Annotated in this window: 23 protein-coding genes; 9 read left to right on the top strand and 14 right to left on the bottom strand. The window is 74.6% G+C overall.

Annotated features, from left to right (window positions below):
• On the bottom strand, window positions 1–824 hold an 824-nt coding region (locus ABZ885_RS01645), incomplete at its 3' end, for a PAS domain-containing protein (protein WP_360181983.1).
• A gap of 254 nt (window positions 825–1078) precedes the next feature.
• On the opposite strand from ABZ885_RS01645, the gene ABZ885_RS01640 reads away from it, so the two are divergent.
• The 4 genes from ABZ885_RS01640 (at window position 1079) to ABZ885_RS01625 (ending at window position 5157) form a co-directional block, all read left to right on the top strand.
• Complete coding sequence (locus ABZ885_RS01640; RefSeq protein WP_360181980.1) at window positions 1079–2239, top strand: rhodanese-like domain-containing protein; 1161 nt, start codon at window positions 1079–1081, stop codon at window positions 2237–2239.
• 105 nt (window positions 2240–2344) lie between these two features.
• Window positions 2345–3025, top strand: a complete 681-nt coding sequence (locus tag ABZ885_RS01635; protein WP_360181977.1) for a DUF5819 family protein — start codon at window positions 2345–2347, stop codon at window positions 3023–3025.
• 116 nt (window positions 3026–3141) lie between these two features.
• The gene (locus tag ABZ885_RS01630) at window positions 3142–4326 is read left to right on the top strand and encodes an HTTM domain-containing protein (RefSeq protein WP_360181998.1); all 1185 of its coding nucleotides are present in this window, start codon (window positions 3142–3144) and stop codon (window positions 4324–4326) included.
• 45 nt (window positions 4327–4371) lie between these two features.
• A complete protein-coding gene (locus ABZ885_RS01625) occupies window positions 4372–5157 on the top strand; it encodes a TrmH family RNA methyltransferase (RefSeq protein WP_360181974.1) in 786 nt (261 codons plus the stop codon).
• 7 nt (window positions 5158–5164) lie between these two features.
• Here ABZ885_RS01625 and ABZ885_RS01620 read toward each other — a convergent pair whose 3' ends face one another.
• The 8 genes from ABZ885_RS01620 to ABZ885_RS01585 all read right to left on the bottom strand — a co-directional run bounded on the left by ABZ885_RS01620 (window position 5165) and on the right by ABZ885_RS01585 (window position 13782).
• Entirely contained in the window at window positions 5165–6082 is a 918-nt protein-coding gene (locus ABZ885_RS01620; RefSeq protein WP_360181971.1) for a pyridoxamine 5'-phosphate oxidase family protein, read from the bottom strand.
• A gap of 32 nt (window positions 6083–6114) precedes the next feature.
• The gene (locus tag ABZ885_RS01615; protein WP_360181968.1) at window positions 6115–6582 is read right to left on the bottom strand and encodes a VOC family protein; all 468 of its coding nucleotides are present in this window, start codon (window positions 6580–6582) and stop codon (window positions 6115–6117) included.
• An 88-nt stretch (window positions 6583–6670) separates the two neighbouring features.
• The gene (locus ABZ885_RS01610) at window positions 6671–7624 is read right to left on the bottom strand and encodes a PfkB family carbohydrate kinase (RefSeq protein WP_360181965.1); all 954 of its coding nucleotides are present in this window, start codon (window positions 7622–7624) and stop codon (window positions 6671–6673) included.
• A gap of 93 nt (window positions 7625–7717) precedes the next feature.
• Window positions 7718–8464: a CPBP family intramembrane glutamic endopeptidase gene (locus tag ABZ885_RS01605; protein WP_360181962.1), complete on the bottom strand. Its 747-nt coding sequence runs from the start codon at window positions 8462–8464 to the stop codon at window positions 7718–7720.
• Window positions 8461–11013 carry an MMPL family transporter gene (locus tag ABZ885_RS01600; RefSeq protein ID WP_360181959.1) on the bottom strand — a complete coding sequence of 851 codons (2553 nt, stop codon included), beginning with the start codon at window positions 11011–11013 and terminating at the stop codon, window positions 8461–8463. The genes ABZ885_RS01605 and ABZ885_RS01600 overlap by 4 nt, the downstream gene beginning before the upstream one ends.
• Window positions 11010–11948 carry a methyltransferase domain-containing protein gene (locus ABZ885_RS01595; RefSeq protein ID WP_360181956.1) on the bottom strand — a complete coding sequence of 313 codons (939 nt, stop codon included), beginning with the start codon at window positions 11946–11948 and terminating at the stop codon, window positions 11010–11012. Before ABZ885_RS01595 ends, ABZ885_RS01600 begins: the two co-directional genes overlap by 4 nt.
• Window positions 11945–12586: a hypothetical protein gene (locus tag ABZ885_RS01590; RefSeq protein ID WP_360181953.1), complete on the bottom strand. Its 642-nt coding sequence runs from the start codon at window positions 12584–12586 to the stop codon at window positions 11945–11947. The genes ABZ885_RS01595 and ABZ885_RS01590 overlap by 4 nt, the downstream gene beginning before the upstream one ends.
• Window positions 12583–13782, bottom strand: coding sequence for an aminotransferase class I/II-fold pyridoxal phosphate-dependent enzyme (locus ABZ885_RS01585; RefSeq protein WP_360181950.1), 1200 nt, complete (start codon window positions 13780–13782; stop codon window positions 12583–12585). The genes ABZ885_RS01590 and ABZ885_RS01585 overlap by 4 nt, the downstream gene beginning before the upstream one ends.
• Window positions 13783–14427: 645 nt before the next feature.
• Here ABZ885_RS01585 and ABZ885_RS01580 point away from each other — a divergent pair.
• From ABZ885_RS01580 to ABZ885_RS01570, 3 genes are read left to right on the top strand one after another with little or no spacing between them, the layout of a single operon-like run.
• The gene (locus ABZ885_RS01580; protein WP_360181947.1) at window positions 14428–14958 is read left to right on the top strand and encodes a TetR/AcrR family transcriptional regulator; all 531 of its coding nucleotides are present in this window, start codon (window positions 14428–14430) and stop codon (window positions 14956–14958) included.
• A 24-nt stretch (window positions 14959–14982) separates the two neighbouring features.
• Entirely contained in the window at window positions 14983–15315 is a 333-nt protein-coding gene (locus ABZ885_RS01575) for a multidrug efflux SMR transporter (protein WP_360181944.1), read from the top strand.
• Between the two features lie 21 nt (window positions 15316–15336).
• Entirely contained in the window at window positions 15337–15792 is a 456-nt protein-coding gene (locus ABZ885_RS01570) for a DUF5360 family protein (RefSeq protein ID WP_360181941.1), read from the top strand.
• A 48-nt stretch (window positions 15793–15840) separates the two neighbouring features.
• Here the strand turns inward: ABZ885_RS01570 and ABZ885_RS01565 are convergent, their stop codons facing one another.
• Window positions 15841–16914: a hypothetical protein gene (locus ABZ885_RS01565; RefSeq protein ID WP_360181938.1), complete on the bottom strand. Its 1074-nt coding sequence runs from the start codon at window positions 16912–16914 to the stop codon at window positions 15841–15843.
• 242 nt (window positions 16915–17156) lie between these two features.
• On the bottom strand, window positions 17157–19319 hold the full coding sequence (locus tag ABZ885_RS01560; protein ID WP_360181935.1) for a protease pro-enzyme activation domain-containing protein: 2163 nt from the start codon (window positions 19317–19319) through the stop codon (window positions 17157–17159).
• A gap of 302 nt (window positions 19320–19621) precedes the next feature.
• On the opposite strand from ABZ885_RS01560, the gene ABZ885_RS01555 reads away from it, so the two are divergent.
• Window positions 19622–20188, top strand: coding sequence for a CGNR zinc finger domain-containing protein (locus tag ABZ885_RS01555; RefSeq protein WP_360181932.1), 567 nt, complete (start codon window positions 19622–19624; stop codon window positions 20186–20188).
• A 99-nt stretch (window positions 20189–20287) separates the two neighbouring features.
• Here ABZ885_RS01555 and ABZ885_RS01550 read toward each other — a convergent pair whose 3' ends face one another.
• From ABZ885_RS01550 to ABZ885_RS01540, 3 genes are all read right to left on the bottom strand, one after another.
• Window positions 20288–21790 carry an FAD-dependent monooxygenase gene (locus tag ABZ885_RS01550; protein ID WP_360181929.1) on the bottom strand — a complete coding sequence of 501 codons (1503 nt, stop codon included), beginning with the start codon at window positions 21788–21790 and terminating at the stop codon, window positions 20288–20290.
• A 146-nt stretch (window positions 21791–21936) separates the two neighbouring features.
• On the bottom strand, window positions 21937–23637 hold the full coding sequence (paaN, locus tag ABZ885_RS01545) for a phenylacetic acid degradation protein PaaN (protein WP_360181926.1): 1701 nt from the start codon (window positions 23635–23637) through the stop codon (window positions 21937–21939).
• A 170-nt stretch (window positions 23638–23807) separates the two neighbouring features.
• Window positions 23808–25076, bottom strand: coding sequence for a hypothetical protein (locus tag ABZ885_RS01540; RefSeq protein ID WP_360181923.1), 1269 nt, complete (start codon window positions 25074–25076; stop codon window positions 23808–23810).
• A gap of 143 nt (window positions 25077–25219) precedes the next feature.
• On the opposite strand from ABZ885_RS01540, the gene ABZ885_RS01535 reads away from it, so the two are divergent.
• The gene (locus ABZ885_RS01535; protein ID WP_360181920.1) at window positions 25220–25801 is read left to right on the top strand and encodes a TetR/AcrR family transcriptional regulator; all 582 of its coding nucleotides are present in this window, start codon (window positions 25220–25222) and stop codon (window positions 25799–25801) included.
• Window positions 25802–25852 lie beyond the last annotated feature (51 nt).

Below are 25852 nucleotides of genomic sequence, written 5' to 3'. Positions count from 1 at the left end.
CCCGGCACCCGAACCCCCGGCACCCCGAGTCTCGGCGCCTCCGGACCGGGCTCCCCCGGCTCCGGCTCGGAGGCCCGCTGCTGGGCGGTCGGGTAGCGGCGGCCGATGCCGGCGGCCACGTGCGCGGTGGCGGTCGGCGGGTCGGCCGGCAGGACGGGCAGCACGGTGGAGCGGTCCAGCCGCAGGGCGGGCAGGCCGGCCAGGCCCAGCCGCTCCAGCAGCTGCTCCCGGCGCGCGGCGGAGCCGGCCGGCAGCAGCCGGGCGAGCGGTTCGGGCACCGGACGGCCGGGCGGGGCGAGGGCGGCGGAGAGCCGGTGGAAGCCGCCGCGGGCGGCGGACACCGGGGCGAACGGCAGCAGCCGCTCGCCGAGGGCCAGCCGGGGGCCGGCCGAGCGCAGCGGACGGGCGTCGGCGGCCAGGACCAGCAGGCCGTCGCCGGCCGAGGGGTAGGCCCACCAGAGCACGTCGCGCGGGTGGTCCTCGCGGTCGGTCACCGGCATCTGCCCGGCCCAGGGGCGGCCGCCGGCGGTCAACTCGGCCAGCGACTCCAGGGCGTCGCGGCGGCGGCCGGCGGGGCCGGGGACGCCGCGCGGTCCGGCGACGGGGAGCAGCCCGGCGGCGGGGCGGTCACAGGTGACCTCGGCGCGGTGCCCGAACAGCTCCTCGGCGGCCCGGCTCCACAGCGCGATCCGGCCGGACCGGTCGACCAGCACGAGGGCGAGCCGGACCAGGGCGACCACGCCTGACGGCAGGTCACCCGGTACGGCGGCGGGCCCGGCGGCGGTGGCCGCCGGTCGCGGTGTGGAGTTGGGCTCGTCCACCATGGATTCGGTCTGCTCCCGCCTGGCCGCCACGCCTGGAGGCGGCCGTCTCTCTGGAGGAGGCACGCGCTGTGCGGATACCAGCGAAGCACGGAGACGGCCGGACTCGATAGCGAAACGGGGAGATTCATCAGTATCAGTTGCGTGTCACCCGCTGTGCGCCGGTCCGCACTCCCCGTTCACCCCGACGAGTGCGGCCGGAGCGGGGGTAGGGTGGCAGGCCGGACCGAGCGAGCAGGACGAGACAGAGGCGAGAAGTGACCGCGCAGAGCCCCGTCCGCTGGACGGACCCGGAGCAGCAGGAGCTGGAGGAGCGGGTCGCCGCCGCCGAACTCGCCTGGCTCACCATGGACGTCAACATGCAGACGCTGCGGGTCGAGATCGACAACTTCGCCCTGATCCACCATCAGCTGCTGGGCCCGCTCTACGCCCGGCTGGACGAGCTGGACGCGCTGGTCGCCGAGACGGTGGCCGCCCGGACCGGGCGCCCGGAGGACCTCCGGCTGGCCGCCGAGGCCCGCCGGCGGGTGGACGAACTCCCCGACCTGGACGCGCTGTTCGACAGCGTGCAGGAGCAGCAGGACGCCCCGCCGCCGGCCGCGCCGGCCCGGGTGCGGCCCGGCCGGGAGGCCCAGCGGATCTACCGGGACCTCGTCCGCCGTGCCCACCCCGACCTGACCACCGAGCCGGCCGAGCAGGAGCGCCGGGCGGCCTTCCTGGCCCGGGTCAACGAGGCCTACGCGTACGGCGACACCGCCGCGCTGGCGGGCCTGGCCGCCGAGTGGTCCACCGCCCCCGAGGCGGCGCCCGCGGTGGACTCCCCCGACCGGCTCGGCTGGCTGCGCCGGCGGCTGGAGTGGCTCAACGCCAAGATCGCCGAGACCGCCACCGAGCAGGTCCGGCTGGAGAACACCGCGATGGGCCAGCTGCTCGCGCTGGCCCCGCAGGACCCGGACGGGCTGCTGGAGGAGCTGGCCGAGCAGCTGCTGGCCAAGGCCGCCGCCCAGCAGGCCGAACTGGAGCGGCTGCTCGGCGGGCAGCCGGTGGGGGACAATGCAGAGGCCGAGACCGAGCCCCAGGAGAGCCAGACGATGTTCGACCGGATCCCCACCACCGCCGCCGCCGCCGTGCCCGACGACGCCGTCCTGCTGGACGTCCGGGAGCAGGACGAGTGGGACGCCGGGCACGTGGACGGCGCGCTGCACATCCCGATGGGCCAGCTGATCGCGCGGATCACCGAGCTGCCGGACGAGAAGCTGTACGTGCTCTGCCGGGTCGGCGGGCGCTCGGCGCAGGTCGTCCAGTACCTGGTGCAGAACGGCCGGGACGCGGTGAACGTGGACGGCGGAATGTACGCCTGGGAGGCCGCGAGCCGTCCCATGGTGTCGGCCGGCGGCCAGGACGCCTACGTCCTGTAGACCCCGGCCCGGTTAGGGCAGGATGGGCGCGCGACCGAGCCGGGACCGGACCGGCGGCGCGCCGTCCGGGTGGGCACCTCCCGGCCGAAGGCTGGGGGAGAGCGCATGGCCGAGAGCGGTGAGGAGGCTGCCGGGAGCACCGGCGCGCCGGCCGGGGGGCGGCGGTGGTCGGCACCGGCGCTGACCGTGCTCGGCACGGCCGGCGTGCTGCTGGTCGCGGCCACCGGTCTCTTCCTGGCCGCGGTGTTCCTGCACGTGGCCCCGGCCAACTCGGTCTCCCGGCAGTACCGCGAGCAGGTCGACGGCGTGGTGTACCCGGAGTTCGAGCAGAACTGGAAGCTGTTCGCGCCCAACCCGCTGCAGCAGAACGTCAGCCTGGACGCCCGGGTCCGCACGGTCGGGGACGGCGGCGCCACCCGGACCCACGACTGGTTCGGGCTGACCGCCCGGGACATCGCCGCGATCCGCGGCAACCCGGCGCCCAGTCACGCCGACCAGAACCTGCTGCGCCGGGCCTGGGACTTCTACGAGGGCTCGCACAGCGCGCAGGACGACTCGCTGACCAACCCGCGCGGCAAGCTCGCCGAGCAGTACCTCAAGCGGATCGCGCTGCAGCGGACCGGGCGCAGCGTCGGCGGCGAGCGGATCCTGGAGATCGAGTTCCGGGTGACGGCCGCCACCGTGCCGCCGCCGGGCTGGAGCGGGGAGGCCGCACCGCCCGCACCGAAGGTCCGCGAGCTGCCGTGGTGGCCGGTGAACGACGAGGACTACCGGGGGCTCGGGTGAACGAGGTGACGCCGGCGGCCGGCCCGCAGCAGCTGCTCGACGGGATCCCCCGGCAGCCCGCGCCGGCCCCGGCCCCGGCCCCGCGGCGGGCCGGCCCCGGTCTCGCCGGGCTGTGCGTGCAGGGCCTCGCCGCGTTCACCGGGCGGGCGCTCGGGCCGTACCAGGCGGCCGCGGTGCGGATCGGCTTCGGCCTGGTCTGGCTGGCCCACCTGCTCCGGGAGTGGCCCAACCGGCGGCTGCTGTACGGCGACACCTCGCCCTGGTCGCTCGACCTGGCCGAGCGGCTGCTCGCGGACAACGGGGCGCTGACCGTGCTGCCCTGGTTCGGCGGGCGGCTCTGGTTCGAGCTGGTCTACCACCTGGCCGTGCTGGCCGCCGTCGCGGTGGTGCTCGGCTGGCGGACCAGGGCGAGCGGCGTGCTGTTCATGGTCACCGTGCTGTCGCTGCAGAACCGCAACGTCTTCCTCGGTGACGGCGGCGACAACGTCGTCCACCTGATGGCGGTCTACCTGGTCTTCACCCGCTGCGCCGCGGTCTGGTCGCTGGACGCCCGGCGCCCCGCGCCCGGCCGGACCGGGGTGGTGCTCTGGGCGGTGCTCGGCGCGCTGCTGCTGGTCTGCCAGCTCGGCGCGTTCGCGGGGGAGAGCCTGAGCTGGACGGCCGCGGCCTTCCCGTACGCCGGCTGGGCGCCGGTGTTCTGGGGGCTCTGGGCGGTGGCCGGCCTCTGGTGGGTGCTCGGGCGGCTGCGGCCGGACGGCGAGCCGCGGGCGGTGCTGGACGCGCTGGCGAACATGGTGCACAACTGCGCGCTGCTGGTGATCGCCGCCGAGGTGGTGCTGATCTACGCCACGGCCGGCTGGTACAAGGTGCAGGGCTCGCGCTGGCAGGACGGCACCGCGCTCTGGTACCCGCTGCACCTGGACTACTTCACCCCCTGGCCGTGGCTGTCCGGGCTGGTCGGCTCGGCGCTGCTGCCGGTCTTCCTGGTCACGTACGGGACGGTGCTCCTCCAGGTCGCCTTCCCGTTCACGCTGGTCAGCCGGCGGGTGAAGAACGCGCTGCTGGTGGTGATGATGGCCGAGCACCTGGGCATCGCGGTGCTGCTCGGGCTGCCGGTGTTCTCGCTGGCGATGGTCGCGGCGGACGCGGTCTTCCTGCCGACGGCGGCGCTGCTCTGGGCGGGGGCGCGGGCGGGCCGGGCGGGCGCGTGGCTGCGCGGCTTCCTGGGCCTGCGCCGGTCCGGGGTGCCGGGGCGGGGGGCGGTGCCCGCGGAACCGGACGGCGGCCTTCCCCCGGGCTGACCGGTCCCGGCGGCCCGCCGGGGGGCGTCTGGCAGAGTGAGCGGCATGAACGAGGAGCTGGTGCGGGCCTGGCGGGCGGGCGTGCAGGTGCCCGGGACGGTGCTGCTGGACGGGTTCCACGCGCTGAAGCACGCGCTGCGCTTCGGCGGGGACGTCCGGCAGGTGCTGACCGCCGACCGCGCCGCGCTGCTGGCGCTCGCCGACGAGCTGGCCGGGGACGTGCGGCCCGCGCTGGACGGGCTGGCGGTCGAGCTGTCCGAGGCGGAGCTGCGGACGCTGGTGCCGCGGCTGCACCCGACGGGCGTGGCCGCGCTGGCCGCCCGTCCCACCGCCGCGGCCAACCTGGCGGCGCTCGCCCGGCTGCCCCGGCCGGCGCCGGTCGTCCTGCTGGAGAACCCGCGCAACCTCGGGAACGTCGGTGCGGTGATCCGGCTGGCGGCCGGCTTCGGCGCCACCGGCGTGGTGACCACCGGCGACCTGGACCCCTGGCACCCCACCGTGGTCCGGGGCAGCGCCGGACTGCACTTCGCCACCGCGGTGGAGCGGGTGGCGCTGCCGGAGCTGCCGGCCGGCCCGCTCTACGTCCTGGACCCGGAGGGCGCGGACATCCGGACGCTGGCCTTCCCGGACGACGCGGTGCTCGCCTTCGGCACCGAGCGGCACGGCGTCTCGGCGGAGCTCAGGGCGCGCGCCGACCACCTGGTCGCGGTGCCGATGCAGCCGGGGGTCTCCAGCTTCAACCTGGCGACCAGCGTGGCGATGGGGCTGTTCCACTGGATGTCGGGGCGCCCGCCCGGTCAGGGCGCCGGGCTGTCCGGCGCCGGGGGCTGACGCCCGCTCAGGCGGCGGCCGGCGGGTTGGCGGGTGAGTACTCGGGATCGGTCCACGTGAGCGGGGTGGCGTCGGCCAGTTCGAGGACGCCGGTGACGGTGAGGTCGACCACCCGCTCGGCGCCCGGCAGCCGGGCCGCGGCCTGCCCGGACCAGTCGGTCCTGGCCTCGCCGGTGACCAGCAGTGCGCCGCCGGTCCCGAAGTCCGGCAGCAGCAGCCCGGCGCGCGGGTCGAGCTCCAGGTTGCCGAGGGTCATGAACATGCTGTTGCCGGCGTACTCCGGCCACTGCAGCCGGTCCGGTCCGAGCACCCGGAGGAAGCCGGGGTTGCCGCCCCGGTGCGAGGCGTCCACCCGGCCGTCCGGGCCGGCGGTGGCGACGAAGAAGGTGTCGGCGGTCGCGACGGCGAGCTGCTGGGCGGTGGAGAGCACCGGTCCGGCGGCCACCGCGTGCGGGGTGCCGGCGGCCGGGCGGGCCTGCGGCCGGCGGCGCTGGATGTACTTCGGGCAGTTCGCGTAGACCTGCTCCGCGGCGATCACCAGGCCGCCCCGGCCGTCCGGCGCGGAGCGGCCGTTGAGCCGCATCCGGCGCCGGCCGGCCGGGTCCAGGGCGATGGTGCCGACCTCGGCCGGCCCGGCCAGCACGGCGGCCAGCGGGTCGTCGGCGGCCGGGCGGGCCGCCACGGCGAGGGTCCGCTCGTCGGCGGCCCGGAGGAATCCGGGCTCGCCGGTGAGCTGGGTGGCCCAGAGCCGGCCGGCGGCGTCGGCGGCGCCGACCACCAGGACCTGCCGCTCGGTCAGGAACCGGGCGGCCACGGCCGGGATGGTGCCGCCGATCGCGCGGCCGGAGTGGTCGGCCCGGTCGCTGCGGCCGGCCCGGGCCTGCACGGCGCGCTCGCCCGGGTGGTAGGGCGTACTGCCGGTCATGGCGTGCCTCCTGTCGCCCGGTCGGCCGCGCTCTAGAAGAACCCGCAGGTCGGGGCGGCCTCGGTGGGGGCGGTGGCGTCGGTCGCGTCCACGCCCTGCGGGGTGTAGACCTCCAGCCGGATGCCGTCGGGGTCGGTGAAGAAGATCCCGCCGGAGGCCGAGCCCTCGCCGTGCGGGACGACGCCCTCGTAGGCGAACTCGGCGCCCAGCTCGCGCAGCACCTGCTCGGCGGCCCGGACCTCGTCCAGCGAGTCGACCTGGAAGGAGAGGTGGTGCAGGCCGGGGGCGGCGGTGGCGAAGCCGCCGGTGCTCTGCTGCCAGAGCGTGATCAGCAGCCTGCCGTCGCGGCCCAGGAAGGCGAAGCGGCGGTCCGGGTCGGTGCCCTCCCGCACGAGCTCCAGGCCGAGCGCGCGGCGGTAGAAGGCGACCGAACGGTCCAGGTCGGTGACGTTCAGGCCCACGTGGCCGGTCTGCAGGGTGCTGGTGGCGGTGCTGGACATGGCTGGTCACTCCCCGGGCCGGGGCGTCCCGGGGGACGCCGCAGTTCTAACCTGTGAAGTGAACAGTAATGGTTACCCAGGTGTCGGGTCAACCGATATGGGACTCCGTAGGGGTTAGATAGGCCTCGGTGAGCCGCTCCCGGAACGCCCCGGCGGTGAAGAGGTAGTCCTGGCTGCCGGCCGACTCCAGGGCGTACGCCGCCAGCACGCAGCCCATCCGGGCCGCCTCCTCGTCCGGGAGCCCGTCGGCCCGGCCCGCCAGGTAGCCCGCCCGGAACGCGCCGCCCGCCCCCGCGGTGTCCGGCAGCCGGCTGATCGGCGCGGCCGGCACGGCGACCGAGGACTCGTCGGCGTAGTCGATCCAGACCCCCTCGGGGCCGAGCGTGGTGATCCAGGTGCCGACCCGGCGCAGCACGTCCTCCGAGGTCCACCCGGTGTGGTCCAGCAGCAGACTGCGCTCGTGGCGGTTGGTGACCAGGCAGTCCGCTCCGGTCAGCACCGCCTCGGCGCCCTCGGCGCCGAGCTCCTCCGCGCGGCCGGCCGCGTCCACCAGGAAGGGCAGGCCCAGGCGGCGGCACTCCTCGGCCCGGGCGGCCATCAGCGGCGCCGGGGCCGGGCCGAGGAAGACCAGGCCGACGCCCTCCGACCAGCCCTCGGGGCCCGGTGCGGTGTCCTCCGCCAGGGCGCCGGGGTGGAAGGAGGTGATCCGGTTCCGGTCGGCGTCGGTGGTGTCGAAGGTGCGCGCGGTGGGCCGCTCGGCGGAGACGTGCACCAGGGAGGTGTCCACCCCGGCCTCCTCCAGCCGCGCCCGGTAGTCGCCGAAGTCCCGGCCGGCCGCGCCCAGCAGCAGCGGCCGGCGGCCGAGCCGGCCGAGCCCGTACGCGACGTTGGCGGCCACGCCGCCGTAGCGCACCTCCAGGTCGTCGACCAGGAAGGAGAGCGAGAGGTGCTTGAGCTGGGCCGGCAGCAGCTGGTGGGTGAAACGGCCGGGGAAGGTCATCAGATCGTCGATGACGATCGGGCCGGTGACCGCGATTCGCATGGGGATACCTGCCTCACCGTGAGGTGTCCGGAACGTCTGGTCGGGGCCGGGGAAGGCGGTGGGGGCCGGGGCGGCCCGTGGGCGGGCGCACGCTCAGAGGGCCCAGAGGACCCAGCCGAGGAGCAGCAGGTTGGCGGTGCCCTGGGCGAGCGCGCCGGCCAGGGCCGAGCCGGTCCAGGCCCGGCAGATGCCGAGGGCGAGGCCCATGGCGAAGACGGACGGCAGGACCCCGCAGATCACCCGGGTGTCGAAGGGGTGGAGGCCGTAGTCGCCGAGGTGGACCAGGGCCCAGGCGGCGGCGGTGGCGGCGATCGCGGTGGCCGGGCCGCGGCTGCGCTCCACCGCGTGGAACAGCACGCCGCGGTAGCAGACCTCCTCCACCAGCGGCACCAGGACGCCCATGCAGAGCACCATGGCGGCGCCCGCCACCACCGGTGCGTCGGGCGCCATCTGCCGGAACAGCTCCGGGATCAGCGCCGTCCAGTTGCCGTCGCCGCGGCCGAAGGCGGCCCGGGTGGCGAAGACGGTGCCGGCGTAGGCCAGCACCACCAGGCCGGTGCCGGCCAGGGCGGGGCGGGCCCGGAAGCGGCGCAGACCGGCGGCGGCCCGGCCGGGCCGGTCCGGGACGGCCAGCACCAGCGCGCTCAGGCCCACCGACAGGACCATCAGCGGGACCGCGAACGCCCCGGCGATCCGGACCGAGGCGAGCACGGCGAACAGCAGGGCGGCCGAGACGAGCGGCGCCTCGCGGTGGTGATCGCGCAGGCGGCGGACGGTGCGAGCCCGTCCGGTGGCGGGCTCGGGGGGCGCGGACGCCGCCACCGGACGGTTCGCGGTCATGACGGGGCCACCTCCGCCACCGCGGGTGTGCGGCGCAGCGAGGGCAGCCACCAGTTGTAGCGGCGGAACAGCAGCAGGGTGGCGGGCACGAAGAGCATCCGGATCAGGGTGGCGTCCAGCAGGACGGCGAGGCCGAGGCCGGCGCCGTACTCCTGGAGCATCACCGTGGAGGAGAGCGCCATCGTGCCGAGGCTGCCCGCCATCACCAGGCCGGCCGCGTTGATCACCCGGCCGGTGTCGACCACCGCGCCGATGGTGGCGCTCTCCTGGTCGGCTCCGCCGCGGACGAGGTCGCGCACCCGGGTGACCAGGAAGATCTCGTAGTCCATGCCGAGGCCCATCATCAGCACCGTGAGGAAGATCGGCAGGTCGTCGATGATCGCCCGGTCGAGCCAGAAGTGGAACACCAGCACGGTGATGCCGATCGCCCAGACGTTGCTCATCATGATCGTGAGGATCAGCCGGACCGGGATCAGCAGCGACCGCAGGGCGACCACCAGCATCACGAAGACGCCGAGCGAGACCAGCCCGATCATCTGCCAGAAGCTGGAGTCGAGCGCCTCGCCGTACTGGCGGTCGACCTGGGTCGCGCCGCCGACCTGCAGTGTTCCGACGTCCGTCGCGGCGGCGGCGACGTCCTCGATCCGGTCGACGGTGCGGACCGCGGCCTCCGAGTACGGCGGGTCGGCGAGCTCGACCACGATCCGCAGCGCGCCGTCGTCGGCCAGGTAGTCCCGCCGCACGTCCGCGGTCAGGGCGTCGACCTGGTCGGCGGGCAGCGGGGAGCCGAACGGCCGGGTGACCGCGGAGACCCGGGAGACGCCCTGGACCGCGGCCAGCTCGTCGGTGAGCGCGGTCACGGCGGTGCGGCCGGTGGCGGTGAGCCGGTGCGACGCCGGGTCGACCACGCCCACGGCCGGGCGGGCCACCACCAGGGTGGGCAGCACGGCGGAGTCGCCCCAGGCGGCGGCGACCTTCTCGAAGCCGGTCCGGGAGTCGGTGGCCGGGCTCAGCGCCACCGGGTCGGCGGTCGACCGGTGCTGGGCGGTGATCACCGCGAACGGCACCGTGACGGCGGCGAACACCAGCACGATCGCCACCTTGCGGCGGCGGGCCAGCTCGGCGGCCCGGGCCAGGTGACGGCCGAGGGCGCTGCCGTGCTCCAGGTCGGCCAGCGGGCTCCGGCCGAGGGCGAAGAAGCGGTCGCCGAGCAGCCGCAGCAGGGCGGGCGTCAGGGTGAGCGCGGCGAGCAGCACGATCGGGATGCCGATCAGGCCGCCGTAGCCGAGCGGCGGGATCCAGTCCACCGGCGAGAGCAGGGTGGCGCCGAAGGCGAGCACCACCGCGACCGCCGCCAGCAGCATGGACTCGCCCGCGTGCGCGGTGGCGTGCACGGCGGCCTCCGCGGGCGGCCGGCCGGCCAGGCGCTCCTGCCGGTAGCGGGAGGAGAGCAGCATGCTGTAGTCGACGCCCGCGCCCAGCATCACGAAGTTCATGATCGTGACGGTGAACTGGGTGAGCGTCACGCCGTGGCCGAGCGCGAAGAGCGCGGCCTGGCTGACCGTCATCGCCAGGCCGATCGCGGCCACCGTCAGGACGGCGGGCACCACGGCGCGGAAGAACAGCAGCAGCACCACGAAGATGATCGCGTAGGCGACCGTCTCCATCAGCGCGTTGTCGTCCTCGGCCTTCTGGTAGGTGTCCTTGATCAGGGCGAGTTCGCCGGTGACGTGCGCGTCGACCTCGGGGCCGGCGCCGACGCTCCGCAGCGTGCCGTCGATCGCGGAGCGCAGCCAGTCCACGTCCGGGTCGTGCCCGGCCTGCTTGGCGAAGCTGACGGTGACCAGGGCCGCCGTGCCGTCCTTGGCGAGCAGGCGGTCCACGGCGTCGGCGGGGACCGGCACCGGGAAGGCGTGCCAGTCGGTGCCGGCCGCGAACTCCGCGGCCAGGCCGGGCAGCGCCGCGTCGTCGGCGGTCACCGCGCGGTGGGCCAGGTCGGCGAGCCCGGGCGGGACCTGGCCGGCCGTCACGGCCGCGTCCACCGCCTGGCGGCGGGCCTCCGGGGAGGTGCCGGCCCCGGCGTCGGCGAGCTGCCGGTCCACCTGGGTGCGCAGCTGCCGCAGGTACTCGGCGGTGGCGTCGCGGAAGACCGTGTAGGCCGAGTCGGACCGCCGGACCTCCCCGGTGCGGACCTTCTCGGCGATCCGGCCGTCCAGCTCGGCCAGCAGCCTGCGCATCCGGTCGCCGCGGACGTCCGGGGCGCCGATCGCGACGATGGACTCGCGCTGCGAGCGGTCCGGGAAGGACTGCTCGACCAGCTGGTCGGCCCGGGCGCTGCTGGTGCCCGGGACGACCTTGGAGGCGCCCTGCTTGGTCAGGACGTCGCTCAGCTGCGAGGCGAACGGGAAGCAGAGCGCGATGACCACCGCCCAGACGGCGAGCACGGTCTTCGGGTAGGCGGTGAGCACCCGGGCGACGCGCAGCAGCCGGCGCTGCGTCGCGCCGTGGGTGGTCTCCTCCGCGGGCGGGGAGGTGACGGTGCCGGTCATGCGGTGCCGACTCCCTCGCGGTGCCGCCCGCCCGGGCCGGTGCCGGCCGAGGTGCCCACCGGGCTGGTGCCGGTGACCACCGCGAAGGTGTGCCGCAGCTCCAGCGGGCCGTGCTTGGCGACGTGCTCGGCGAGCCCGGCCCGGATGAGGTCCAGGGCGTGCTGCTCGCGGTGGTGGTCGACGGCGTCCTTGAAACCGGCCGCGGCGCCCGAGCGCTGCACCCATTCCAGCGCCGCCTCGGGGGTGTCCGCGGGCAGCACCTGGTGGCCGTCGCGCTGCACGTCGACGGACAGGCCGGCCTTGGCGAACCAGCGGGCCACGGTGGCGGCGTCCTTCGGCAGGTTCACCCGGACCAGGCCGGTGAGCAGCGACGGGTCGGCGGCGAAGACCTTCTCCAGCTGGTCGATCAGGGTCTTGAGGGCGTCGCCGCGGGTCTCGATCACCATCACCCGGCCGCCGGGGCGCAGCACCCGCTTGACCTGCTCCAGCAGCTTGACCGGCTTGCTGTAGCAGATCGCCCAGCCGACCACGACCAGGTCGGCGGAGGCGGTCCCCCGGCTGCGCAGGAACTCCTCCATGTCCCCCTCCCGCAGGGACACTTCGAGCTCCGCCGAGCGCAGCGCCACGGGCTGGACCTTGGCCTGGGCGACGGCCAGCATGCCGGGCGACTTGTCCACCGCGTGCACCGACCCGCGGCCCTCCAGCCGGCGGACGATCTCGTAGGTCAGGTGCCCGGTGCCGCAGGCGAGTTCGAGCACGTCGTCGCCGGGGTTGATGACCACCTGGTCGAGTGCCGCGATCGAGTGGACCCCCATCACCGGGCTGAAGTACGTGTCGTAGCTGGAACTCGCGGCGTCGTAGTCGGGGGTCGGGTCGGCGTGGGTGCGGCTCAGGTGGAGGCGCAGGGCACGCGCGGCGAGTCCGAGGCGACTCATGGCTGGCTCCTTCGGGAGTGGTCGGTTTCCGGGCTCTCCGCGGCCGGTGCCGCGGAGGCGACGAGCAGGAGGCCGGCCAGGCCGGCCAGGGCGCCGAGGACGGCGGCGGACACCGAGGGGGCGGCCGCGCCGACGACGGTCCCGCCGGCCAGGGCGGCCAGGGCGGCCAGGGCGGTGGCTCCGGTGGGCGCCCGGAGGCCGGCGGGACCGGCCGGTCCGGGAGCCACCGCGGCGGTGAGCGCCGCGAGGGCGGTGACGAGCGCCGCCAGGACGGGGTTGGCGGCGGTGGCGGAGGCGGGCAGGGCGGCGCCGAGCAGCAGCAGCCCGGCGGCGGGGGCCCGGTGGGACGGGCCCGGCGGCAGCAGCCGGCCGGCGAGGGGCCGGCCGGTGCGGGGGCGGCGGAGCAGGCCGGCCGCGAGCGCCAGCCCCGCCCCGGTGGCGGCGGCCGCGCACCAGGGCCAGTCGGGCGTGCCGCCGCCGGCGGGGGGCAGGCCCGCGCCGAGGACGGCGCCGGCCGATCCGCCGGCCAGTGCGGCGACGGCCAGGGCGACCGGCGGCGCGACCGGTCCGGCGGCCGGTCCGGCGGCCGGGGTGGCGGCCGCCGGGGTGACCGGCGCGGGGCCGGGTGGGCGGTTCACGGGCGGGCGGCGGCCGAGTCGGCGAGCTCGGCCAGCTCGGCGAGGCCGGTGACCTCGTCGGTGGCGTCCGGCTCGTCGTCCCGCAGGAACATGTCCGCCTCGGCGCTCAGCTCGGCGATGACCCGGTCCAGGTGCTCGGTGGTGTGGGTGGCCATCACGCTGAGCCGCAGCCGGGGCGAGGCGGCGGGCGGCACCACCGGGTTGGTGTAGACGCCCCTGTCGATGAGCCGCCGCCAGAGCAGCAGGGTGTCGATGACCCCCCGGGTGCGCAGCGGGACGACCGGGGTGCTGCTCTCGCCCGGGCTGATGCCGGCCGCGCGCAGGCCGGCCCGCAGGTGGTCGGCGTTCTGCTGGGCCCGCTCGGGCCGCCAGGGCTCCTCGCGCAGGATGCGCAGCGCGGTCAGCGCGGCGGCCATGCTGGCCGGGGTGGCGGAGGCACTGAAGATCAGGCTCCGGGCGTGGTGCTTGACGTAGTGGATGACGTCCTCGTCGCCGAGCACGGCGCCGCCGAGCGAGGCCAGCGACTTGCTGAAGGTCACCGTGATCAGGTCGACCTGGTCGGTGAGGCCGAAGTACGAGCAGGTGCCGCGGCCCTGGTCGAGGACGCCGAGGCCGTGCGCGTCGTCGACGATCAGGCGGGCGCCGTGGCGCTTGCAGACCTCGACGATCTCCGGCAGGGCGCACAGGTCGCCCTCCATGGAGTAGACGCCGTCGACCACGACCAGCGTGCCCATCCCGGCGGGGACGGCGGCCAGCCCGCGGTCCAGCGAGCGCGCGTCGTTGTGCCGGAAGCGGCGGTGCTTGGCGCCGCTGAGCACGCAGCCGTCGACGACGGACGCGTGGGCGTCGCGGTCGGCGAAGACGACGTCGCCGCGGCCGGCCAGGGCGCTGATGGTGCCGAGATTGGCCTGGTAGCCGGTGGAGATCACGGCCGCCGCGGGCTTGCCGTAGAAGTCGGCGAGTTCGCTCTCCAACTGGTCGTGGAGCGCCAGGTTGCCGTTGAGGAAGCGGGAGCCCGTGCAGGACGGGCCGTAGCGGTCGAGTGCCTCGGCGGCGGCCTTTCTGACCCGGGGGTCGGAGGTCAGGCCGAGGTAGTTGTTCGAGCCGCACATCACCAGCTCGCGGTCACCCAGGGTGACGGTCGTGCCCTCGTGGCCGGTGAGCGGGAGGAAGTAGGGATAGATCCCCGCTGCCATGGCATCCCGGGCGGCGGTATAGCCGGATACCTTGGAGAAAATGTCCACCAGAGTCCCTCAAATTCGATGATCGGTGTATTCGGCGCATCGGTTCACACGAATTTTGATCCTGGTTCGAAAAGCAGCGCCCGTTGTGCGGCAGGGCGGGCCGGGTGAATGGGGGTGCGGACGTGCGGAGGCGTGCCGGAGGCGGGCGCGTCGTTGCGCAACGTGCCCCGGGCGCGGAAGGGTGTCGGGCCGGGGCGGCGTGGACGGGCCTGCGTTGAGGTTGACGTGGCCCGATCATTGCCTGCTGTGGCCTTGTTGACGAACTGTCAGCTGCGGCTCGGAGTGGCCGGCGTACGCGGACATCGTCGAATCCGTACGTCTCGCATGATCCCCCGTGGATGTCGAGCAGCGTTCCCCCTGGCGCGGTGGAAAATCCCCGGCGCCGCTTCTTCGATCATCATGCACATGAATCCGTGGCCGCCGGCGATCCGTCGGGCCTCCCCGGTTTTCGGCCGAGGAAACGTAAGCACGGCTCATTCCAAACTGTCAACACCCTTCCCTATCGGGCAACTTGGATTTCCGGGCGGCTCCGCGGGCGCTCTGCTAGGGTGAGTTCCGACCGTCTGGACGGTCGGTAACACGGAGAGAGGGAAGACGGTGCGTGATCACCTGCTCGACGCCGTCGAGCGGCTGCTGGTGCGGGGAGGGCTCGACGCGGTGCGCCTGGACGCGGTGGCCGCGGAGGCCGGCGTCAGCAAGGGCGGGCTGCTCCACCACTTCCCCAGCAAGCGGGCGTTGGTCCAGGGGGTCGTCGAACGGCTGGCCGACCGGTTCGAGGCCGTCCTGCCGGGCCCGGACGCGCCGCCCGGTGCGTTCGCCCTCGCCTGGCTGGACGCCAGCATCCCGGCGGAGTCCCCGGCCGGGGACACCAGCGGCGTCGACCAGGTGCCGGCCGCCCTGCTCGCCGCCGCCGGCGGCCCGGAGGTGCTCGGGGTGCTGCGGGAGCGGTACGAGCGCTGGCAGCAGCGGCTCGCCGAGGACGGCCTGGACCCCGCCGTGGCCACGCTCGTCCGGATGGCCGTGGACGGCTGGTGGCACGCCCGGCTGCTCGACCTCAGCCCGCCGCACGACGAACTGCACCGTGGACTTCGCGACCTGTTGGTCGAACTCATCGGCGGCAGACGCTAGCCGCCACAGGACGGGGGAACGGACATGACGGCGTACCTGCTGGTCGGCGCGGCCATCGCGGCCGAGGTGACCGCCACACTGGCCCTGCGGGCCTCGCACGGACTGACCAGGCTCGCCCCCAGCGCGGTCGTCGCGCTCGGGTACGTGGCGGCCTTCGTCCTGCTGGCGCAGGCGCTCAAGTCACTGAACGTCGGCCCGGTCTACGCCGTCTGGTCGGGGCTCGGCACGGTCGGCGCCCTGGCCGGCGGTGCGGTCCTCTTCGGCGAGCCGGTCAAGCCGGCCTCGCTGATCGGCGCGGCCCTGGTGGTCGGCGGGGTCGCCGTGATGTACCTCGGCGGGGGGCTGAGCCACGAGTGAGCACCTGACGGAGGAGAGGCCGTGAGCGACACTCCCGGCGCCCGGGGCAGGGTGCTGCGGTTCACCAAGGCGTCCATGGTGGCCACCGACGTCGGCTTCCTCGTGTACTGGGCGGTCACGCTGCTCGCGCTGATCCCGGCCGAGTACGCGTACAAGGACTACCTGAACCCGGTGCTCAGCGACTGGAACTACTCGTTCGTCCTGCTCGACGTGCTGGCCAGCGTCACGGGGCTCACCGCGCTGCGGCTGGGGCGTTGTGGGTCGGCGGGGACGGCGGGGCAGGCGCAGCCGCTGATGCTGCTCTCGCTGGCGCTGACCAGCACCGCGGGGCTGCAGGCGGTGGCGTTCTGGGCGCTGCGGGGCGACTTCTCGCCGGCCTGGTGGCTGCCCAACCTGTTCCTGCTGCTGTTCCCGATCCCGGGGATCGTCACCCTGGTCCGGGCCCCGGGTGCCGGGCCCTCGGCGGGCCGCTCCTGACCCGCGGCGCGCGCCGGGCGCGCAGGCGTGCCCCGGGGGCGGGAGGAGCTACTCCCACTCCCAGCGGATGCCGACGTGGCCCGGCTGCTGGTCCGGGGCGAGCACGTGGGCGCTGGCGGAGGCGCCGATCCAGAGCTGCTCGCGGCGCCGGTCGACGTCCTCGCCCGGGGCGCGGTCGTAGCGCTCGCAGTGCACCGGGACGGCGGCCGGGTCGAAGTGCACCTGGAGCACGTACTCGCGCACCGGGATGGCGAAGCGGCGGCTGTACTCCATGGTCGGGCCGCCGGGCGGGATCTCCACCTCGTACTCGAAGACCGTGCTGTCGCCGAGCGCGAGCGGGCGGTCCAGCATCAGCTCGCCGACCACCAGGCCGACGTGCGGGCGGCGCCGGACCCGGCCGAGCCGGCCGTGCCGGACCGAGGTGATCTCGGGGCAGCCGGTGGCCTCCTCGTCGGCCTTGTGCACGACCAGGCAGCGGGCGACCCCGCCGACGGTCGCGCGGACCACCTGGCGCATCCGCAGCAGGTTGCCGCGCCGCTCGGCGTCGACGTAGTACGAGTCGTGGATGGAGAGCCGCTCCAGCTCGCCCACCGGCGGGGCGTCCAGCTCGGCGAAGACGTCGGCGATCTCCTGCTCCCCGGGCCAGACGTCCTCCAGCCGCAGGTGCGCGGTGTTGGCGGCGGCGGCCCAGCGGCCGCGCGGCCGCGGCGGTCCGAGCAGCGCGGAGAGGGTGGAGTGCGGCAGGCCGAGCAGCTCCTCCAGCAGGTGGACGGCGCGCAGCGAGCTGGCCCGCTCGGGCTGGCTGCGGCCGCGCCGCCAGTAACTGAGCGTGGTCACGCTCACCCTGACACCGCGTTGGGCCAGTGCGGCGCGGATCCGGTCCAGGCTCAGTCCGCTGGCCTCGATCGCCAGGTTCAGGGTGTCGGCGAAGCCCCCGGCGGGCGCGGGGCGGCCGGCCGCGGCGGCGGCGACCGCGGGCGGGACGGGCGCTGCGGCAGGGGTGGCGGCGGGTGCGGCGGCCGGCACGGGGGCAGCCGGAACCGCCCCGGCGCCGGGCGTGGGCGTGCCGGGGTGCGGGCCGACCAGCCGCAGCCGGGCGTCCTGGGGTTGCTGTGAGCCCATGCGGTTACCTTCCCCAGCAGGTGGGATCGGCGCGGCCGGTCCGACGCCGAGGCGCGCCGAGAGCGGCTTCACCGAGCTGTGGGGCACCCTATGCACGGTCGAGAGGCTACGTCATCAGTCGTGCGTATGACAGTGGTCACGAGTCTTCGACCACAGGGTTAGCGATCTTGAAACAGTGCGGAAACACAACGCCGGGGCGGTCCAGGTGCGGACCGCCCCGGCGGCGTGGTTGCGGAGAGTGATCAGGAGACGTTGAGCGCGGCGTCGTCGATCACGAAGCTGGTCTTCAGCGAGGAGTCCTCGGTGCCGGTGAACTTGACCGTCACCGTCTGGCCGGCGAAGGCCGACAGGTCGAAGGTCTTCTGCACGAAGCCGGTCGCCGCGTTGGCGTTCGACAGCGTGGCCAGCGTGGTCGAGCCGGCCTGGACGGTCAGCTTGTCGAACGCGGTGGAGCCGGTCTCGGCGGTGTCGATGTGCACCCAGAACGAGAGGGTGGCCTTGCAGCCGGCCGGGATCGAGACGGTCTGCGCCAGGGTGTCGCTGTGGCTGCTGCCGTAGCCGTCCAGCCAGGCCTTCCAGGAGCCGGTGCGGGCGGCCTCGCCGGTGCTGTTGTCGACCACGCCGCTGGAGGCGGTCCACGGCGCGGCGGTGCCGGTCTCGAAGCCGCCGTTGCCGATCAGCTGGGCCGGGGTGCAGTTGCCGGAGGGCGGCGGGGTGGTGCCGAGCAGCGCGGTGTCCAGGGCGTCGGCGATCGGGCTGCCCCAGCCGGTGACCTGGTCGTACCCGGCCTTGGTGGAGAAGTCCTGGTTCTTGCCGGTGGTCACGTCGTGGAAGGTGCTGCCGTAGCTGCTGCTGTTGGCGACCGCGTACAGCTTCGGGCTCGCCTCGCCGAGGACGGGCTGGCCGGCGGCCTTGGCCTTCTGGTTGAACTGGGCCGCGTAGCCGGACCAGAGCGGCGCGGCGGCGCTGGTGCCGCCGTACACCTGCCAGCCGCCGGCGGTGTAGATCGCGAAGCCGCTGGCCGGGTCGGCGTTCGAGGAGACGTCCGGGACGGTGCGCATGGTGCCGGAGACGCCGGTGCCGGTCTGCCAGCTCGGCTTGGCGAAGACGGTGGAGACGCCGCCGCCGGCCGTGCTCCAGGCGCTCTCCGAGGAGTAGGCGCTGCCGGAGACCTTGAGGTTGGTACCGCCGACACCGGTCTGGTGCGGGCTGGACGCCGGGAAGTCGACGGCCTTGACGCCGGAGCCGCTGGTGGAGCGGGTGCAGTCGCGGGAGCCGTCGTCGCCGGAGGCGGAGAAGATGGAGATGCCCTGCGCGGCGGCCTGCTTGAACGAGTTGTCGACCGCCGTCATCGAGGAGGCGGTGGTGTCCGGCTCGCAGGAGCCCCACGAGATGGAGATGACCGAGACCCGGTTGTCCGCGACGATCTTGGCGGCCATGTCGATCTCGCCCTGGTCGCTGTTGGGGGCCTCGTAGACCAGCTGGGTGGCCTTGGGCGCGACGCCGCGGACGATCTCGCTGTCCAGCTCGACCTCGCCCTGGCCCTCGCCGGGCGCGGAGTCGTAGTTGGCGCCGTCGACGGAGACGGTGGAGACGGCCGGGCCGGTCAGGCCGTACTGGGAGTCGTAGGTCTTCAGGTTGCCGGAGCTGTAGCCGTCGAACTCCCACAGCGCGACCGTGACGCCGGTGCCGTCGGCGCCGGTCTTGTCCAGGTTGTACGCGCCGTCGTACTGGGCCGGGCCGAAGCCGCCCGGGGTGGCGGCCGCGGCGTTGGGGGCGGCGGCCGGCGGGGTGGCCGGCTTGACGTTGCGGGTCGTCCGGACGGTGTGGTTGTTCAGGCCGGATATGCCCTGCACCACGTCGGCCAGGTCGGCCGGGACGGAGGCGGCCGCGTCGTTGGCGAAGAAGGTGCGCTGCTGCTGCGGGTCCAGGTAGGCGCTCTCGTGGGTGCCGAAGGCCTTGGCGATCTGCTCGGCGGTGCCGTGCGCGTTCACCACCTGGCGGTTGTCGCTGACGCCCGAGACGGCCAGGCCCTGGGCGGCCAGGTAGGCCTTGACCTGCTCGACGGCGGCCTGGGTCGGGCCGAAGCGCTCGGTGAACTGCTGCGGCGTCAGGTAGCGGCCGTACTCCGGGGTGCCGGGCGTGGCGATCGCGCCGAGGAAGCGGTCCAGTTCGGCGGTGTTGCGCAGCTTCAGGCTGACCGCGACGGACAGCTGCTGGTCGGCCGGGACGTCGCCCTTCTTCTCGGAACGGGCCACCGCGGGGGTCACCGTGTTCGGCAGCGAGACGCGGGGCGCGGCGGCGTTGGGGACGGAGGCCGCCTGGGCGGCGCTGACGCCGAGCGAGACGGCGGTGAGCGGCAGGACGGCAAGGGCCGCGGCAAGGGCAAGGGAGCGGGGGCGCACGGAATCCTCCTCTGGCCGGCGTGTGGGGGCCGGCAGGGGCCAGGGCGTCGCTGGGGTGAGACGCTGGCTAGAACATGACAGAGGGGGTAAGGGAATTGGCTCATGGTCAAGCAATTCGTTGCTAAAAAACAGTCAACTGTGGAGAACCGAATGGAGAAGGCTCCATACAGTTAAGGGGCGGAATTCCCGGTACCGGACCCGGCCGATTCCGGGCCTTTCCGCCAACGGCCGCGAGCGGGCCAATTCGGGACAGACCGGGGCGGACGTAGAATCGGATACCGGGTGAGACCGAGGGAGAACCGATGACGGACCGGAAGGCAGACCCGCGGGACCCGCGGCCGCTGATCGGCGAGCCGCTCTCGCTGGACCTGCTGAACACGCGGTGGGCGGGCACGCCGGTGAACGACCTGCTGGGCGAGCCGGACGGCTACGGGATCTGGCTCGCCTCGGCCGGGCTGGCCGGGCGCTGCGAGGCCGGGGAAGCCGGGCTGGCGGCCGTCCTGGAGGCCCGGGAGGCACTGGCGGCGGCGGTCCGGGACCTCGACCTGCACGGGGAGGCGGGGCCGGCGGCGGTCGCCGGGCTGAACGAGGTGCTGCGGCACGGGCGGCTGCGGCGGGAGCTCGGGCCGCAGGGGCCGGCCGAGCACGTCGAGGTGGACCGGCCGGAACGGCTGGCGGCCTGGCTGGCGGTGGACGACTTTCTCGGATTGCTCGGGCAGGGGGCGCACCGGATCAGGAAGTGTGCGCACCAGGCCTGCATTCTGCACTTCTTCGACACGTCGCAGAACGGGCGCCGGCGATGGTGCTCGATGGCGGTGTGCGGGAACCGGGCGAAGGCGGCGCGGCACTACGAGAAGGTCAAAGCCTAGGGCTCGTCTTCAAACCCCCGCCTGCGGGGCGACGCCGGGCCCTAGGAGCCTGCCGGAGGGGCGCGGGGCGGGCCGGACCCGCCCCGCGCCCCCGGGCGGTCAGTTGTCGCCGGGGGTGCCGAGCCAGTGGGCGAGGGCGGCGCGGAGCTCGCCGCGGCCCGGGTCGACGGCGGCCCAGGCGGCGTAGCCGTCGGGGCGGATCAGCAGGACGGTGTCCCGCAGCTTGCCGTGCGGGTCGGCCGGGGCGGCGGTGACCACGCGGTCCGCCCACGGGTCGGCCGCGGACAGCTCGTCATTGCTGACCAGCACGAACTTCCCGCCGCGCAGGGCCTCGTAGAGCCGCTCGGGCGAGGCCGGCCCGTCCTCGCGGGGCTCTTCCAGACCGGTCAGCCGCAGGTCGGGGACACGCCGGCCGGCCAGCGGGTGGGCGTCCTTGGGCGCGGCGTACCGGATGCCGATGCCGGAGACCAGCTTGGCGCCGCGCGTGGCGACCACGTCGAGGTGCTCGGCGATGGTGGTGAGGGCGCCGCGCAGGGCCCGGGTGGGCGCGGAGTGCGCGAGGGCGAGCCGGACCAGTGCGCCGGAGCTGCGCAGCACCGCCTTGCCGACCGGGTGCCGCTCGGTCTGGTAGGTGTCGAGCAGCGCGTCGGTGGCCCAGCCCTGGACGGCGGCGGCGAGCTTCCAGGACAGGTTGGCGGCGTCCTGCAGGCCGGTGTTCATGCCCTGGCCGCCGGCCGGGGAGTGGCAGTGCGCGGCGTCGCCGGCCAGGAAGACCCGGCCGGAGCGGTAGTTGGGGGCCTGCCGCTCGTCGCTGTGGAAGGTCGAGCTCCACCGGGCGTCGTGCAGGCCGTAGTCCTGGCCGAGGGTGTTGCGGGTGAGCTCGGCGATCCGCTCGAGCGGGGGCGGGGTGCCGTCGGGGTGCTGCTCGTGCCGGTCCCAGGCGATGACCCGGTACCAGCCGTCGCCGAACGGCGCGAGGAAGGCGAAGCCGTCCTCGGTGGCCCCGACGGTGATGACCTCGGCGGGCTCGCGCTCCAGCCGGACGTCGGCCAGCACCACGGAGTTGACCACGGACTCGCCGGGGAAGGGGATGCCGAGCAGGTCGCGGACGGTGGAGTGGACGCCGTCGGTGCCGACCGCGTACCGGGCGCGGTAGCCGGTGGTGCGGCCGTCCTCGCGGGCCTCCAGCGTGACGCCCTCGGCGTCCTGGCGCAGCCCGGTGACCTCGACGCCGCGCAGGATCGTCGCGCCGGCCTTCTCCGCGCGCTCCTGGAGCAGGCGTTCGGTGTTGGACTGGGGGGTGATCAGGACGAACGGGAAGCGGGTGGGGAGGTTCGAGAGGTCGACCCGGACCTTGTCGAAGAGCCGCAGCGAGCCGAGCGGCCGCCCGGTCGCGATGAGGTCGTCGGCCAGGCCGCGGGCGTCCAGCATCTCCAGGCTGCGGGCGTGCACGGCGAAGGCCCGGGTGAGGTTGGACTCGGTGCCGCGCTTCTCCAGGACGGTGACCCGGACCCCGGCGGTGGCCAGGTCTCCGGCCAGCAGCAGTCCGGTCGGTCCGGCGCCGACGATCAGGACGTCGGTGACGGTCTGCTTCGCGGTCATGTGTCAGCTCCCGGTGTTCGGACGGAGGTTGGACGCCGCTCTCGGCGCGCTTCCGGCCTCCATCATCGCGGTCCGGGACGGGGCTGTGAATCTCCGGGGTCCCGGCGTCGTGGCGCCGGGGCCCCGGAGGGGTGGGGCGGCGGGGATCAGCTGTGGCGGCGGATCTCCACGGTGCGGAACCGGTTGGCGACGAACGCGCCGTCGCAGTAGGCGGAGTTGGCGGCCGGGTTGGCGCCGGTGCCGTGCAGGTCGGAGAAGGCGGCAGTCTGGTTGGCGTACACCCCGCCGGTGAGGTTGAGCGAGAGCGAGACGCCGGAGTCGAGTGCGGCCTCGACCAGCGCGGCCTCGACCTCGGGCGAGGTGGTGTAGCCGGAGGCGGTCATCGCGCCCTGGGCCCGGACCGTGTCGCGGAGCAGCTCGACCGCGGCGGCGGTGTCCTCCACGGCGACGGCGAAGGAGACCGGGCCGAAGCACTCGCTGCGGAAGACCGCGCGGTCGTCCGGCTTGTCGGCGTCCAGCTTGACCAGGGCCGGGGTGCGGACGGTCGCGGCGGGGAACTCGGGCGAGGCCACCACCCGCGGGGCGAGGGCGAGTTCGCCGTACTCGCCGCCGGCCGCGGCGACCGTGCGCTGCAGCACGCCGGGGTTGACCACGGCACCGAGGATGGCGGCGGCGCGGGCGTCGTCGGAGAGCAGGCCCTCGATCGCGGCGGCGAGGTCGCCGACCACCTCGTCGTAGGTCTTGGCGCCCTGCTCGGTGTCGATGCCGGTGCGCGGGATCAGCAGGTTCTGCGGGGTGGTGCACATCTGGCCGCTGTAGAGCGAGAGCGAGAAGGCCAGGTTGGTGAGCATCCCGCGGTAGTCGTCGGTGGAGTCGACGACCACGGTGTTGACGCCGGCCTTCTCGGTGTAGACCTCGGCCTGCCGGGCGTTCTCCTCCAGCCAGTCGCCGAAGGCGGTCGAGCCGGTGTAGTCGATCAGCTTGATCTCGGGGCGGACGGCGAGGGTCTGGGCGACGGTACCGCCCTCGTGCTCGGCGGCCAGGCAGACCACGTTGGGGTCGTAGCCGGCCTCGGCGAGCACCTCGCGGGCGATCCGGACGGTCAGCGCGAGCGGGAGCATCGCGCGCGGGTGCGGCTTGACCAGCACCGGGTTGCCGGTGGCCAGCGAGGCGAACAGGCCCGGGTAGCCGTTCCAGGTCGGGAAGGTGTTGCAGCCGATCAGCAGCGCGAGGCCGCGCGGGACGACGGTGAAGTCCTTGGTCATCACCAGCGGGTCGCGCTTGCCCTGCGGCTTGCTCCAGCCGGCGCTGCGCGGCAGCCGGGTCTGCTCGGCGTACGCGTAGGCGACGGCCTCCAGGCCGCGGTCCTGGGCGTGCGGGCCGCCGGCCTGGAAGGCCATGCCGTACGCCTGGCCGGTGGTGTGCATCACCGCGTGCGCGAACTCGTGCGAGCGGGCGTTGATCCGGGCCAGGATCTCCAGGCAGACCGCGGCGCGGTCGAGCGGGGTGGCGGCGGCCCAGCCGGGCCGGGCGGCGGTCAGCGCGGCGATCAGCGCGTCCGGCTCGGCGTGCGGGTACCCGATGCCCAGCTCGACGCCGTACGGGGAGGCCTCGCCGCCGACCAGGTCGCCGTCGGCGGGTTGCCGGTCGAGGGCGAACGGCTGGTTCAGCAGGGCCTCGAAGGCGGCCTTGCCGTCCGCGGCGCCGCTCTCGCCGTAGGCCTTCGGGAACTCGGGGTAGGGCGACCAGTAGTCGCGCTTCGCCGCGGCGGCGAGCGCGGCGTCCAGGGTGGCCTGGTGGCGTTCGACCAGCTCGGCGACGAGGGGGTGGGTGACCGCTGCGGACATGGTGTGCGCTCCTCAGAGGGGAGGACGGGACACGTCACAGAGTAACCGAACGATCGGTCGGCTCAAGAGGGTGTGACGAACCCGGACCGGGTTTGTCCGGCGGGGGTCCGTGGAAGCAGACGGGGGCGCGTCCGTGGTGGACGCGCCCCCGGAGTGGTTCCGGAGCCGGTTTACGGGATGCCGAGCTCGAAGATCACGTACCCGCCGTACCAGCCCGAGGCGACCGCGCCGGTGCCGAGCACCGCCGCCAGCACCGGCCAGCTGAGCTTGCGCATCGCCACCGCCAGGGCGATGAGCAGCGGGAACGCCGGCAGCAGGTAGCGCGAGGTGTTGCCGAAGATGCCCAGGCTGCCGAGCACCGAGACGATGGTGGCCAGGGTGTAGGCGGTCAGCACCAGCGGCGGGCGCAGCCGGACCAGCAGCACGATCAGCACCGGCAGGGTCAGCACGATCAGGGTGGACAACTGGTCCGCGACCGGGAACGCGAACGGGTAGTCCGACCGCCCCAGCATGACCCCGCGGACCGCGTGGAAGGTGCCCACGCCGAAGTCGAAGTAGTGCAGCCAGGCGTCGTGCTGGATCTTGAAGTAGCCGCCCCAGTCGCCGGTCTTCCAGCCGACCCAGCCGACGTAGCCGAGCAGGCCGGCCGGGGCCAGCAGCATCGCCGTCACCGGGCGGGCGATACCGCTCTCCCGCCGGAACAGCGCGACCAGCGCGGCCAGGCCGACGGCGCCGATCAGCGCCGCCGAGGTCGGCCGGTTGAGCCCGGCGACCAGGGTGATCACCCCGGCCGCGACCCACTGCCGGGTCATCACGCAGTAGCAGGCCCAGGCGGCCAGGGCGACGAACAGCGAGTCGGAGTAGATCGCCCACTCGGCGCCGGAGCCCGGGGCGATCGCCCAGAGCCCGGCCGCGATCACACCGGCCCGCGGCCCGGCCATCCGGTCCACCACCGCGTAGATGCCGGCCGCGGCGAACAGCGAGGCCACCACCGAGACCAGCATCCCGGCGCCGTACAGGCCGAGGCCGGTGCCGTCCGAGACCAGCCGCATCAGGCCCGGGTAGAGCGGGAAGAACGCGGCCGAGTTCTGCTCGATGGTGAAGCCGGGCGTGCCTCCGGGGATCGGGACCAGCGCCGGGTGGTAGCCGAACTCGGCCACCTGCTGGTACCACCAGCCGTCCCAGCTGGCCAGGACGTCCCACGGGTTGGCGCCGCCGCCGAACCGGGGGTGCTTCCCGGCGTACTCGCCGGAGAACGAGAGCAGCTTCATGAAGACGGTGAATCCGACCAGCTTGAGCACCGCGTAGCACCAGACGGCCGGTCCGAACCGGACGGCCAGCGCACGGGCGCGCTCCTGCCAGCCGGTCTCCGTGCCGCTCTCCGGCTCGCCGCTGCGCTGCTCGGGCACGTCGGAGGCGACTGCCGGTATTGCGCTCATGCTCCCCACCCTGTGTGGACGATCGTCCGCCGAGTCTAGGGCCTGTGCGGCCCGGAGCGGGGCGGCGGCGGTGCGGGGCGGCGGCGGTGCGGAGCGGCCGACCCGATCGCGTGGGGCCGAGCGGGGCCGGGGATACTCGGAGGATGGCCGATCACACCACGCGCACCGCCTACACCGTGGAGTCGCTGCTCGCGGTGACCGTCGACGTCTTCAACGAGCGCGGCTACGACGGAACCTCGATGGAGGACCTGTCCCGGGCGGCCGGCATCTCCAAGTCGTCGATCTACCACCACGTGCGCGGCAAGGAGGAGCTGCTCCGGCTCGCCGTCGGACGCGCGCTGGACGGTCTGTTCGGGATCCTGGCCGAGCCGGCCGCGGTCGCGGGCCCTGCGGTGGAGCGGCTGGAGCACGTGGTGCGGCGGACCGCCGAGGTGCTGCTGGAGGAACTGCCCTACGTCACCCTGCTGCTGCGGGTGCGCGGCAACACGGCCACCGAGCAGTGGGCGCTGGAGCGGCGCCGCGAGTTCGACCACCAGGTCGCCGAGCTGCTGCGGGCGGCCGTCGCGGACGGCGCGCTGCGGGCGGACGTCGAGCCCCGGCTGGCCACCCGGCTGCTCTTCGGCATGATCAACTCGATCGTGGAGTGGTACCGCCCGGGCCTCAAGGCGGCCGACGGCGTCGCCGACGCGGTGGTCCACCTGGCCTTCGACGGCCTGCGGGCGTGACCGGGGGCGCCCGCTGACCGGGGGCGCCCGCTGACCCGGGGCGCCCGCCAG

Source organism: Kitasatospora sp. NPDC047058, from assembly GCF_040643935.1.
Lineage (GTDB): Bacteria > Actinomycetota > Actinomycetes > Streptomycetales > Streptomycetaceae > Kitasatospora.
Note: the sequence above shows the minus strand (reverse complement) of the source record. Positions and strands in the feature narration are given on the sequence as shown.